Here is a 12874-nt window from a genome sequence, read left to right on the forward strand (position 1 = left end):
CGGGGGTAGTAGGAGCACACGCCGGGATCCGAGTCGGGGCAGATCCATCGATGTCCGCACCAGCAGTACCGCCACAAGCGCCACCATGCCCGACGATGGCGAAGTCTCGTCCCTCGTACCAGTCTCATTCTTTTGCCCTCCCGTTCCGGTAAACAACAGGAAAGGGGCGGCGCTCGTGTCCGCTACGAGCAACCGCCCGTTGACGGAAAGACGACCCACCATCGGGGCAGATCTTGCGGGCCACGCCTCCGGCATGTTGAAGCGGGCCGCGGTAATGGCTTTTCCGTCTGCTCTCCACCCTGGACCGTGAGTGCGCGGTAACGGAAGATGAATAGGACGACCGCCCAATGATGGCGACAACACCCACCGACCACCCGGGGTGATAACCATGAATGGCCAATCGGCATCGCTGCCGGCCCGCATCCGGGAGCTACGCACGCAGCGGAAGCTGTCTCAAGACAGGCTTGCCACCGCAATCGGCGTGTCGAAGTCCTCGGTGCAGTACTTCGAGTCAGGAAAGCTGATCCCACAGGAAGGCACCGCGCAGCGCCTAGACGACGTGTTCGGCACCGGCCGCGAAATCCAAGAACTGGCAAAGACCGCACACGAAGACCTGCGCCCGTGGCTGCGCCCATGGGCCGAGCACGAGCGCCGCGCACTGTTGCTGCGGACCTGGGAACCGCTGTTGATCCCGTGTCCGCTACAGCGTGAGCCGTACATGCGAGAGATGTTCGCGGGAGTTCCGGCGAACGCGGGGAGGGTGGAGGATCTCGTCGCGAACCGGACAGCCCGGCAGGCAGCAATTATGGATCAAGACCCACCGGTGACGATTTCCTGCATCATCGCGGAATTCGCACTCCGGCGAGGTCCGCGCGAGGTCATGAAAGATCAGCTCGGATACCTGGCCGACATCGGCGACAGACCATCCGTCACGGTGCGCGTGCTCCCGGATGCCGCCGGCGGGCTGCACGCTGGTCTGGGTGGTCCGATCTCGCTGGCGACCCTGAGAGACGGCAAGCGGATCTCATACCTTGATGACCAGTTACAGGGCAAGGTAGTGACCTCGGCGGGGGATGTGGGTAAGCTGGAGCAATCCTGGGAGTCGATCAACGGCTTGGCGATGGCGGCCGACCAGAGCAGAGACCTACTTCTGGAGCTACTCAATGACCACACGTGACGCCCCGGCCTGGCGGAAGTCCACGCGTTCCGGCGGCAATTCAAACTGTGTCGAGGTGGCCGACAACCTTCCGGGCCGGGTGCTGGTCCGGGACACCAAGGACCGGGACGGCGGAACGCTGACCTTCGGCCCGGCCGCCTGGCGGGCGTTCGTCAGCCTGGCGAAGTCGCACGCCTGACACCGGCCCGCACCTCCGGCGCGGCGGCACCGACGAACCGGTCACCGGACCGGCCGTAGCCGGCCCCCAAGAACGACGAATTGCCCCCGGCCCGGGGATTCCCGGGTCCGGGGGTTTCGTCATCCCAGGTCAGATCGCGTCCGACACCAGCCCGAACGCCCTGACGTCACGGTCTGTCCCTCGGTGCCGAGTGGACGTCAGGGTGCGCAGCTCGGGTCGCGGTCGGCGAAGTCGGCGCAGCGGAACAGCGACGGGTTGACCTGCGAGGGCGGGCGCCACGTCAGCGACGCCTGCTCGTAGTCGTACGCCAGGGCCAGCAGTCGGGCCTCGGTGTAGGCGGTACCCAGGAAGGACATCCCGACCGGGCGACCGTTCGCCGGGTCGTACCCGATCGGGACCGCGACCGACGGGTACTGCGCCCGGGCGCCGATCCCGGCCGACCCGCTGCCGACGAAGACGATCGCCTCCAGGTTCTCGGCGGCGAGCACCGAGTCGATCCGCTCCCGCGCCCCGGCGATGCCGGTGTCCCGGTTTGTCTCGTACGCCGCCTTCGCCGCTGCATCGGTCAGGTCGATCTCGTTCGAGGTGACGAGCTGGGTCTGGCCGAACTTGATCGTGCCCTCGTCGACGTGCGCCAGGTTCCACTTCACCACGTCGTCGAGGGTGTCCATCGGCGCGCTGCGGGGCAGCCGGGCCAGGTAGGCGTTCAGGTCCCGCTTGAACTCGTAGCTCAGGATGCTCGGCGGCAGGCCGCCGGTGTTGACCGTGACCGGCACGACCGTGGCGCCCCGGGCCCGCAGCACGTCCAGCGCCTCGGTGAACAGCACCCCCTGGTTGCCGGTCGGGCTGCTGGCGACCCCGATCCGCTTGCCCTGCAACGCGGTCGTCGAGAGCGTCCGGGTGTAGTCGGTGCCGACCACGCCCGAACTGGTCCCGGTGACCGGGTCCTCCGGGTCGATCCCGGTCAGCGCGCTGAGCAGCGCGGCGGCGTCGTAGACGGTCCGGGTCATCGGCCCGGCGGTGTCCTGGCTGGCGGCGATCGGCACCACCCCGGTCCGGCTGACCAGACCCACCGTCGGCTTCACCCCGACCAGCGAGTTCGCCGCCGACGGGCTGAGAATCGAGCCGGAGGTCTCGGTACCGATGGTGACGGTGGCCAGCGCCGCCGCCGCGGCCGAGCCGGAACCCGAACTGGACCCGCTCGGGGTCTGGCTGACGTCGTACGGGTTGAGCACCTGGCCGCCGAGTCCGCTGTAGCCGGACGGCATCCCGTTGGTGGTGAAGTTGGCGAACTCGGTCAGGTTGGTCTTACCCAGGATGATCGCCCCGGCCGCCTTCAGCCGGGTCACCAGGAAGGCGTCCTTCGCCGGGTACGACGTCGCCAGGGCCATCGCTCCGGCGGTGGTGGGCAGCCCCGACAGGTCGATGTTGTCCTTGATCAGCACCGGGATGCCGTGCATCGGTCCCTTCGCCCGGCCCTTGCGGCGCTCCTGGTCGGCCCGCTTCGCCTGCGCGACCGCGTCCCGGGCGACCACCCGGACGGCGTTCAGGCCCGGGCCGTTGGTGTTCAGCGTCCGGATCCGCTCCAGGTATGCCTGGACGAGTTCCTCGGAGGTGATCCGCCGGGCGGCCAGCGCCTCGCGGATCTGCGGGATACCGGCCCGCTCCAGGTCGAGCGGGAACGGCCGGTGCCGCCCGGTCGCCTCGGACGGTACGCCGAGCGCGGTGGCGACCAGTGCGGCGATGCTGACCAGGACGGTGGCGAGTACGACGAGCCGGAACGCGGATCGCGGCCGGATCGGCACAGCGGGTTGATGCACATCGGATTGATGCACCTGCACGCCCTTCCATGAGGCCACGCCCGGGCGGCCCACGGACACCCGGGCGTGAGGGGATCTCGGAAGCACACGGTTCTGATGTTGACGCTACGGTACGGATCGATTTCCGCCCGGTAAAACGATCTTCGCCCCCATCGGCCGCACCGGCTCAGCGGTTGAGCGTACGGGTCAGCCCGGCGACGACCGCCGTGCTGAGCACCCAGCCGGCCAGGACCAGCAGCGCGGCGACGTACTCGGTGCCGCCGGCCGGTTTCCAGGCGTTGTCGTGCCCCAGGTTGACGATCGGCAGCAGCAGGTCAAGTGCCTGGAGCGTGGCGTTCCGCTCCGGCGCCTCGGCCGGGTTGCGGGGCACCGACGGGTCCAGGGCGAAGCTGAGCGTCCCCAGTGCCCAGAAGGCGACGAGCCAGATGCCGGCCAGCCAGGTGCGGTAGCCGTACCCGACCAGGCCGTCGACCAGATAGCCGAAGAGTCGCCCCGGCGCCCGCAGGGTGGCCCGGCGTTGCCGCTGCCGCTCCAGCAGCACCCGACGGGCCTCCGCCTCCTGCCCGCCCCGCCGGTACTGCTCGGCGAGTTGCTCGTACGGCTGCGGGGTGTAGCCCTCGGGACTGCGCCGCAGCCAGTCCAGCCGCTGCCGGACGCTGACCGGCACCGGCGGCGACGGCAGGTGCGGCGGGGACGGTGCGCGGGCGATCAGCAGCCGGTAGGTGCAGCCGATCAGGTCGAGTTCCGCCGGCCAGGTCCGCGGATCGTCGAAGATCGAGTCGGCCTGTAGACCGGAGAGCCGGACCCGTCCGGTCGGCCGCTCGGCAAAGGTCAGCCAGACGCTGCCGGCCCGGGCGCCACCGAGATGCAGGGCGAACATCCCCGCCCCGCGGAGCGCTCCGTTGTGGAAGTTGAGCTGGTTGCCGATCTGGGCGTGGATCAGCAGTACGTCGCCCTCGGCGGTGAAGCCGTACCGGGCGGTGAGGCTGCCGGCCACGGTCAGCCGGTCCGCGCTCAGCGCCGCCCCGGCCGGATGCCGCAGGGTGGCGCCGTCGAGATCGAGGTTGCCGCCGACCTTGGCTCCACCGAGCCAGACCTGACCCTCGGCGACGAACCCCTGCCGGGCGTGCAGGTTGCCGGTCACGCTCAGCCGGCCGGCCGCGAGCGCCGTGCCGGGGTCGATCGGCGGGAAGACCGGATCGCCGGTCGGCTCGGCCCGATCGGCCAACCGCGAGCCGTTCAGGGTGACGGTGCCACCGACCTGGGCGTCCCGCAGGTCGACCGGGCCGGTGACGACACAGTGCAGCAGCGCCAGGTCGCCGCGCAGGTCGAGCAGGCGGGCCCGGAGTCCCGGCAGGGTGCAGTCGGTGAGGACCAGGTTGACCGCCCGGGCCTCGGTCAGCTCCGGTACGTGGGTGAAGGTGCACCCGCCGATCGAGACCGGAACGGTGATCTCGGCGTGCCGCAGGTCGACCCGGCCGACGATCCGGGCCGACCGCAACCGCAGTCCGGCCCGGGAGCCCGGCCGGTCGGCGCCGCCGGTGAGCAGCTCCACCAGCAGCTCCGCCCGGACCGGGTGCGTCGTGCCGCGCAGGTCGACCTCGACTCCCCGGTGGAACGCCGACCACACCCGCCGTTCGGCCGGGTTCCACCGCCACGATGCCCTCCGCACGACAGCGAGAATTCCAGATCGCCGCCCCGCGCGGGTACCCCGGCGACCGGGGGCCCGGTCAGTCCCGGTCGTGCACGGTCGCCCAGTCGGTCGGGATGAAGTGGTCGGGCGCGTGCAGCACGTTGAGCAGGCGCTGCCGGATGCTCTCGTGCATCACCGGCCCCCACGGAAACCTGGTGGGGTACTGCACCATGTTGCGGAACGTGTTCGCCGGCCCGTTGTTCCGCTCAAGGTACTGGATGGCGGCCTGGGTGCAGACGTAGTCGGCGTACGCGAGCGCCTGGTGCGCCGCGGTGTAGAGCGCCTCGGTGCCGGGCTGGTGCCGCAGGTACGGCTCGAACCACGGCAGGTCGACGCCGGCCATCGGGGTGGGCTGAAACTGGAGGTCGTTTGCGAGCGCGACCGGCAGCGGGTCATGTTCGATGCCGTTGGCCTGGGCGAGCATCTGGGCACCGGCCAGCACCCCGGCCGGCTCGGCGAGGTCGAGCAGCTTCTGCCGGCCGATCACCACGTGCTGGTTCCGCTGCATGTACCGGTCCAGCCCCAGTGGATCGTCCGGAAAGTCGAACGCGATCTCGGCCAGCGCCTCCACCCGGTCGTGCCGGCCCCGGTTGTTGTAGTAGGTGATCATCCAGCTCATCGCCTTCGGGGCGTACTGCGGATCGCTGGTGGATCGCGCCTTGGCCATGGCGTCCCGGGCCCGGTCGAGCTCGCCGGCCCGTTCGTGGTTGAGGGCGATGTGGAACCACGCCACCGCGCTGTACCCCAGCCGGTACGGCCCGGCGAGCTGGTTCCAGAACCGGTTCGCCAACTCGTAGTCCTCGATCCGGGTGGCATGCCCGGCGAGCAGCAGCTTCGCCGCCGGGCTGTAGATCGGGTGGTCCCCTTCGGCGGCGATCCGCAGCGCGTCCACGCCGTCGGCCAACTGCCGGTGCGTGTACGGCACCGCCTTCGCCAACGCGAGGAGAAACGCCGCCTCGGTCCGGTACGGCGCGCCGGGTGCCGCCTCCGTGAGTCCCTTGAGCTGCGCGGCGGCCGACTCCGGCTCCCCGGTCAGCAACAACTCGAATGCGTCCCGGCACACCGCCGCGCGCCGGACGCGTTCGGTCTCCTCCATGAGCGGCCTCCTCGGACAGTTTCACCAGCCCGTAAGGAAGCTACACACCTCGCCGCGATCCGACTACCCACCGTGTCTGTTGTTAGCGCTCCCGTACCGACCGACCCGCTCCGCCCGAGCACCGGCGGGCCGCCGCCGGACCGGACGGCGCACCCTGCGGAGCCGCCCGGGCTACCAGCGCCAGTCGCGCGGCGACCACACCCGCCGGTCGCTCCGGATCGCCGCAGCCGCCTGCCGGGCGAGCCGGCCGAGCACCGGCGCGACCAGCCAGAGCAGCACCACGGCGTAACCGGCGAGCGCGACCCGCTGCATCCCGGTCAGGGCCGGGCGCTCCACCAGCGGGTACCACAGCGGACTGAACTCCGGCGTGAAGTGGCAGAGCGACTCCAGGTAGTAGTTGTTGTCGTAACAGGTCCACGGCCAGAGCTGGGCGTACAGCAGGCTGTTGGCGGCACCCCAGACCGAGAGCAGTACGGCGGCCAGGGTGGCGAGGTTGGCCCAGGGCCCCGCCTCCGCCGCTCCCAGCCGTACGGCGAGCGCCAGGCTGGCCGGCAGGATGGCGAGCAGGAAGAACCTCGGCCCCCAGTACAGGCCGCCGTACCAGGCCCACCAGGAGGCGTAGACCAGCACCAGGCCGGCCACGAAGACCAGCCACAACAGCCAGACTCCGGCCATACCCCGGCCGGCCCGCTCCGCCAACCACCGCCGGGCCGGCAGGAACAGCCCCGGCGTGAACCAGAGCAAACCCTTGCCGAACGAGAAGAGGATCGCCACCACCCCGAGCAGCAGCGGATATGAGAAACCCGGTTCGCCCGAGTACGGCATCACGGTCTGCCCGCCGCCGTTGTTCGCGTACGCCCGGTGCAGCGGGTCACCGAGGCGCAGCCATGCCTCACCGGCGACCAGCGTCCCGGCCGCCAGCAGCACCAGCAGGTAGCGCAACCGCCGCTCCCGGAAGCAGAGCACCCCGACGACGAGACCGAGCGCCACCACCGACGCGGGCGTATTGGCGACCCCGAGCACCACGGCGGCCCAGCCGGCGAGCCGGGTCGGCCGGCCCGTCCCGGGCAGTGTCGCGGCGAGCAGCCCGACCCCGACCGTCGTCGCCGTGAACATCTCGCCGTAGAAGTCCTGGACGTGCGCGGCGGCCATGCTCCCGGCGACCAGCACCAGCAGGAACCGCCGGAGCAGCCGGCGGTCCATCCGGTCGCGCAGCAGCAGATGGAGCGCCACCAGCCCGAACCCGAAGAGCAGCAGATTGTATTGCGCCAGCACGGGCTCCGGGTCGCCGTACCACCGGCCGACCATCCAGAGCGGAGCCGCGAACAGCGGGCCGATCAACGAGTACGCCGTCTCCGGCAGCTGCCGCTGCTCCAGCAACTGGAGCAACGCCTGGTACCGGACCAGCCCGTCCCCCATCATCGGCGGCCGGGGATGGACCGCCAACAGCAGCATGCCGGCACCGATCAGCGCCCACTCCAGCACCGCCGTGACCCGACCACCGGACCGTCCCGGCACCGCAGCCGGCTCCGCCCGCCCCGGGCGCACCCGAGGTTCGTCGGCCGGCTCCCCGGGCTCCGCCCGCTCCCCCGACTCCTCCCGCAGTTCGCCGGCCGCCGGCGCCTCCATCGACAGTCCTCTCGCGCTCGCACACAGATCCGGCCGGAACTCCGGCCACAGGCAGTGTGTCAAACGTCGATACACGGCTCCATAGGCAACTTTGGATGCCTATGCAGCCGTGTATCGACGAAACGAAGCGCTGCCGCGCGGAGATCCCTAGTCCACCGGCCGATCCAGGACCGAATCACGGGCGCGGGCGTACTGCTCACGGATGCGCGGGACGGCGTTGCCCACGTACTCCTGGGACTCGCCGGCCGACCAGGCGGGCGGCTCCGCCCCACCCTGGACGACCCAGGCGGCCTGCCGGGCCGCCCCGTCGGCGACGTACTCCCCCGGCTCCGGCACCAGCACCGGGCACCCGAAGACCTCCGGCGCGATCCGGCGTACCGCCTCGGAGCGGGCCCCGCCACCGACCAGGATGATCCGGTTCGCCGTCGCCCCCTCGGCGAGCAGCGCGTCCAGCCCGTCCGCCAGTGCGCAGAGCATGCCCTCCACGGCGGCCCGGGCCAGATGCCCCGGCGTCGACGTCCGCAGGGTCAGCCCGTGCACCGCACCCGTCGCCAGCGGCCGGTTCGGCGTCCGCTCGCCCTCCAGGTAGGGCACCATCACCAGCCCGTCGGCACCGGCCGGCGTGCTCAACGCCAGTTTGGCCAGCTCGTCCAGGCCGACCCCGAGCATCGCCGCTGCCGCGTCCAGCACCCGGGCCGCGTTCAGGGTGCAGACCAGCGGCAGGAACCGCCCGGTCGCGTCCGCGAACCCGGCCACCGCACCCGAGGAGTCCGCCGCCGGAGTGTCCGCGACGCTGAACACCGTCCCCGAGGTACCGATCGAGACGACCACGTCCCCGGCGACCGCGCCGACCCCCAGCGCGGCGGCCGCGTTGTCGCCGGTCCCCGGCCCCAGGGGCGCGCCACCCGGCAACCGCCCGGCCACCTCCGCCGGCCCCAACACCGTCGGCACCGCCACCGCCCGCCCGAACGCCCGCTCCAGCAGGTCCGGCCGGTATTCACCGGTCGCCGGTGACCAGTATCCGGTCCCGCTCGCGTCCCCCCGGTCGGTACGCAGCGCTCCCAGCCCGGCCGCGCCACCCAGCCGCCAGGTCAACCAGTCGTGCGGCAGGCAGACGGCGGCCACCCGCGCCGCGTTCTCCGGCTCGTGCCGGGCCAGCCAGCGCAGCTTGGTGACGGTAAAGCTCGCCACCGGTACGCTGCCGACCGCCTCTGCCCAGGCCCGCCGCCCGGTCTCGCCGCCGCCCAACTCCTCGACCAGTTCGTCCGCCGCCCCCGCCGACCGGGTGTCGTTCCAGAGCAGCGCGGGCCGGACGACCTCGCCCGCCTCGTCGAGGCAGACCATCCCGTGCTGCTGCCCGGCGACGGCCACCGCCGCCACGTCGTCGAGCCCCCCGGCCTCGGCGATCGCCGACTGCAACGCGTCCCACCAGGCCCGGGGATCGACCTCGGTCCCGTCCGGATGCGCCGCCCGGCCACTGCGGACCAGGGCGCCGGTCTCGCCGTCCCGGATCACCACCTTGCACGACTGGGTCGACGAGTCGACCCCGGCAACGAGCGCCATCTCACGCCCTCCTTCTGGGCTTCACGGACGGTTGTCGCAAGTCAGCACCAATGGTTGGTCGTACCCACATCGGAGCGCGAGCGTGGTCGCGCACCCGGACCAGGTCAGGGGTTGGGGGCCGGATCGCCCGCGTCGGGATCAAGCCTGACCGCCCAGAGCGGGCGATCCGGCCCCCAACCCCCCACCCCGCGAACAGGGACAGGCAGACTCAGCGCGCCCCGAGCAGATGCTCCACCGCAAGCTGGTTCAACCGCACGAACCCGAACCCCCGCGCCGCCACCGCATCGACGTCGAAGTCCTCGAACGCGCTCCGGTCCGCCAACAGATCCGAGTACGTCTCACCCGGGTTCAACGTCGGCGTCGACAGCTCCGCCACCTTGCTGGCGGCCAGTGCCTCCTGCACCTCCGGGTCGGCCCGGAACGCCGCCGCCCGCTCCTTGAGCAGCAGGTACGTCCGCATGTTCGCCGCCGCCGACGCCCACACCCCGGCGTAGTCCTCGGTACGCGACGGCTTGTAGTCGAAGTGCCGGGGCCCGGTGTAGGCCGGCCCGCCCTGCGGCCCGCCGTTCTCCAGCAGGTCCACCAGCGCGAACGCGTTCAGCAGGTCACCGTGGCCGAAGACCAGGTCCTGGTCGTACTTGATCCCCCGCTGCCCGTTCAGGTCCAGGTGGAACAGCTTGCCGGCCCAGAGTGCCTGCGCGATCCCGTGCATGTAGTTGAGCCCGGCCATCTGCTCGTGCCCGACCTCGGGGTTCAACCCGACCAGCTCCGGGTGCTCCAGCTCGTTGATGAAGGCGAGCGCGTGCCCGACCGTCGGCAGCAGGATGTCGCCGCGCGGCTCGTTCGGCTTCGGCTCGATCGCGAACTTCAGCCCGTAGCCCCGGTCGATGACGTACTGGGCGAGCAGGTTGACCGCCTCGCGGTAGCGGTCCAGCGCCGCCCGGATGTCCTTGGCGGCGTCGTACTCCGAGCCTTCCCGGCCGCCCCACATCACGAAGGTGTGCGCACCCAGCTCGGCGGCGAGGTCGATGTTGCGCAGCACCTTGCGCAGCGCGAACCGGCGTACGTCCCGGTCGTTGCTGGTGAAGCCGCCGTCCTTGAAGACCGGGTGGGCGAAGAGGTTGGTGGTGACCATCGGCACCACCAGACCGGTCTCCGCCAGCGCCTTGCGGAACCGGGAGATGTGCTGCTCCCGGGTGGCGTCGTCGGAGCCGAACGGGATCAGGTCGTCGTCGTGGAAGGTGATCCCGTACGCGCCCAGCTCGGCGAGCCGGTTGACCGCCTCGACCGGGTCCAGGGCCTCCCGGGTGGCCTCCCCGAACGGATCCCGGGCGGTCCAGCCCACCGTCCAGAGGCCGAAGGAGAACTTGTCGGCAGGGGTTGGTTGGGCTGCCATGGCTGACCTCCAGGGGAACCGACTCGACGTTGAGGAGAGAGACTGGGCCGAAATCCCCGGTTGACGCCCCGGCAACCCGGCCGATTTGTTTATCGGTTGAATTATTTGACCGCGGTATGGCATTGTCAATACCGTGGCGCAACCCGCGGCGGTGCCGGTCGGCGCGGCGGTAACCGCCGTCCGCCAGGCGAGCCTGCGCGAGCACAACCTGGCCCTGGTGCTGCGGCACATCGCCACCGCCGAGCGCCCGCCGTCCCGGGCCGACCTGGCCACCGCCACCGGCCTGACCCGGGCCACCGTCTCCGCACTGGTCGACGACCTGATCACCGGACGGCTGCTCACCGAGGTCGCCCCGATGCCCCGGTCCGGCGCCGGCCGGCCCGCCGTCGGCCTCACGCTCGCCGGCCACGGTCCGGCCGGCCTCGGCCTGGAGATCAACGTCGACTACCTGGCCGCCGTCCTGGTCGACCTCGCCGGGACGGTACGGCACCGCGCGGTACGCCAGGTCGACCTCCGGCCGGTGCCCCCCGCCGAGGCCCTGGCACTGGTCGGCGAGCTGATCACCGAGGCGGGAGCCGAGGCGGACCGGCAGGACCTGGCCCTGGCCGGTACGGCGCTCGCGGTGCCCGGCCTGGTCACCGCCACCGGGCTGGTGCGGCTCGCGCCGAACCTCGGCTGGCGGGACGTGGACGTGCCGGCGCTGCTCGGCGGGCACCCGGTGCTCGGCGGGCGCGGGTTGGGGGTGGACAACGAGGCCAACCTCGCCGCGCTCGGCGAACTGCACGCCGGCCCGCCCGACTGCGGCAACTTCATCTACATCTCCGGCGAGGTCGGCATCGGCGCCGGGATCGTGCTGCACGGCACCCTGTTCCGGGGTGCCCGGGGCTGGAGCGGCGAACTCGGCCACGTGCCCGTACACCCGGAGGGCCGGCCCTGCCGGTGCGGCGGTCGCGGCTGCCTGGAGCAGTACGCCGGCCAGGAAGCCATCCTGACCGCCGCCCGCCTGGCCGACCCACCCGCCGTCGACACCGGCCCGGCCACCGCCGGTACCGATCCGAATCGGGGTCGACCGGCGATCCCGACTCCGGGCGCGGCGGTCGCCCGGCTGGTCGAGGCGGCCACCCGGGAGGATCCGACCGCCAACCGGGCACTGGTCGAGGCGGCGACCGCACTCGGGGTCGCCGTCGCCGGGGTGATCAACCTGCTGGACGTGGACACGGTGGTGCTCGGCGGCGTCTACGCGCCGCTGGCCCGCTGGCTGGCCCCGACGGTGGAGGCCGAGATCCGCCAGCGGGTACTGACCGCCGCCTGGTCACCGGTGACCGTCCGGGCCGCCCTGCTCGGCGGGGACGCGGCCGCGCTCGGCGCCGCCGGCTCGGTCGTCCGCACCGTGCTGGAGCAGCCCGCCCGGTGGCTCGGCAGGGCCGGCCGGTAGCCGCGCGGGAACCGCCCGGACACCCGCCCGACCGGGGCACTCGTTACCGGTTCCGCCCCGCCGAGCCGGCTCCCGACGGGCACCATGGGATCGGCCACGGCAACCGGGGCGACCGCGGCGACGCGGCCGAGGGCCCGGTCGCTATTGTTGCCCCCAGACAACTATTCCGATCATCAACCATTGGACCCTCGCCAACCTGAACAGCGCGGCGCATGCGCCCGAGTTCCGGCTGCGGCCGGCACGGCCCGCAGCAGCGGTTGAACAGGTCCCCTCTGTGCCGACAGGAGTGCCAGCGCCGATGCGCACACCTCGACGACCCGGCGGACGGGCTGCGGGCTCTGCCGCCGCCCGGCGCCCGGACCGCGCCGACGGGCGGCCGGCAGCCGGCTCAGGCCGACCGTTCGGTCGGCTCGACGTTGGCCCGGAACGCCCGGTCGAATTCGATGAGCCCCCGCAGCAGCGCCTGCCGGCCCGCGGGACTCATCCCGGCGAGCGTCTCGGCCAGCCGCTCCCGGCGGTCGGCGCGGATCTCCACGAGCAGCTTCTGACCGACCGTGGTGAGATGCAGCGAGATCTCCCGGCGATCCGCCCGACCCGGCTCGCGTTCGAGCAGCCCGGCCGCGACGAGCCGGTCGCAGAGCCGGCTCGCCGAGGAGAGCAGCATGCCGAGGATCCCGGCCAGTCCCCGAAGGTTGATCCCGTCGAACTGCTCGACCACCATCAGGGCCCGCAACTGAGAGCTGGACAGCCGCCCGCTCGTCCGTTCCCGGGCAGCGTCCCAGACCGACAGCAGCGCCGCCGCGGCGGTGTCCACCGCGGTGGCGAGGGTCGGATCCGGTCCGCCAGGACCGCCGGATTCAGCCATGGTGATCCTGACCCTACCGCCG

At 71.9% G+C, this 12874-nt stretch carries 10 protein-coding genes; 3 read left to right on the forward strand and 7 right to left on the reverse strand.

The genetic code is table 11. The features are described from left to right. Window positions 1–388: 388 nt before the first annotated feature. Complete coding sequence (locus AAH979_RS24770) at window positions 389–1177, forward strand: helix-turn-helix transcriptional regulator (protein WP_346260519.1); 789 nt, start codon at window positions 389–391, stop codon at window positions 1175–1177. Next, on the forward strand, window positions 1164–1355 hold the full coding sequence (locus AAH979_RS24775; RefSeq protein ID WP_346260520.1) for a DUF397 domain-containing protein: 192 nt from the start codon (window positions 1164–1166) through the stop codon (window positions 1353–1355). Before AAH979_RS24770 ends, AAH979_RS24775 begins: the two co-directional genes overlap by 14 nt. Window positions 1356–1552: 197 nt before the next feature. Here AAH979_RS24775 and AAH979_RS24780 read toward each other — a convergent pair whose 3' ends face one another. The 6 genes from AAH979_RS24780 to xylA all read right to left on the reverse strand — a co-directional run bounded on the left by AAH979_RS24780 (window position 1553) and on the right by xylA (window position 10552). Then, window positions 1553–3160: an amidase family protein gene (locus AAH979_RS24780; RefSeq protein ID WP_346260521.1), complete on the reverse strand. Its 1608-nt coding sequence runs from the start codon at window positions 3158–3160 to the stop codon at window positions 1553–1555. A gap of 181 nt (window positions 3161–3341) precedes the next feature. Continuing rightward, window positions 3342–4847, reverse strand: a complete 1506-nt coding sequence (locus AAH979_RS24785) for a hypothetical protein (protein WP_346260522.1) — start codon at window positions 4845–4847, stop codon at window positions 3342–3344. A gap of 58 nt (window positions 4848–4905) precedes the next feature. After that, the gene (locus tag AAH979_RS24790; protein WP_346260523.1) at window positions 4906–5964 is read right to left on the reverse strand and encodes a hypothetical protein; all 1059 of its coding nucleotides are present in this window, start codon (window positions 5962–5964) and stop codon (window positions 4906–4908) included. 171 nt (window positions 5965–6135) lie between these two features. Further along, on the reverse strand, window positions 6136–7593 hold the full coding sequence (locus AAH979_RS24795) for a hypothetical protein (protein WP_346260524.1): 1458 nt from the start codon (window positions 7591–7593) through the stop codon (window positions 6136–6138). 147 nt (window positions 7594–7740) lie between these two features. After that, window positions 7741–9156 carry a xylulokinase gene (xylB, locus tag AAH979_RS24800; RefSeq protein ID WP_346260525.1) on the reverse strand — a complete coding sequence of 472 codons (1416 nt, stop codon included), beginning with the start codon at window positions 9154–9156 and terminating at the stop codon, window positions 7741–7743. Between the two features lie 208 nt (window positions 9157–9364). Further along, window positions 9365–10552 carry a xylose isomerase gene (gene xylA / locus AAH979_RS24805; RefSeq protein WP_346260526.1) on the reverse strand — a complete coding sequence of 396 codons (1188 nt, stop codon included), beginning with the start codon at window positions 10550–10552 and terminating at the stop codon, window positions 9365–9367. Between the two features lie 133 nt (window positions 10553–10685). Here xylA and AAH979_RS24810 point away from each other — a divergent pair, with 133 nt between their 5' ends. Continuing rightward, on the forward strand, window positions 10686–11987 hold the full coding sequence (locus AAH979_RS24810) for an ROK family transcriptional regulator (RefSeq protein ID WP_346260527.1): 1302 nt from the start codon (window positions 10686–10688) through the stop codon (window positions 11985–11987). 388 nt (window positions 11988–12375) lie between these two features. On the opposite strand, the gene AAH979_RS24815 is transcribed toward AAH979_RS24810, so the two are convergent. Continuing rightward, a complete protein-coding gene (locus AAH979_RS24815; protein WP_346260528.1) occupies window positions 12376–12852 on the reverse strand; it encodes a MarR family winged helix-turn-helix transcriptional regulator in 477 nt (158 codons plus the stop codon). Window positions 12853–12874: the final 22 nt, after the last annotated feature.

The organism is Plantactinospora sp. ZYX-F-223 (assembly GCF_039649625.1).
Taxonomy (GTDB): Bacteria; Actinomycetota; Actinomycetes; order Mycobacteriales; family Micromonosporaceae; genus Plantactinospora.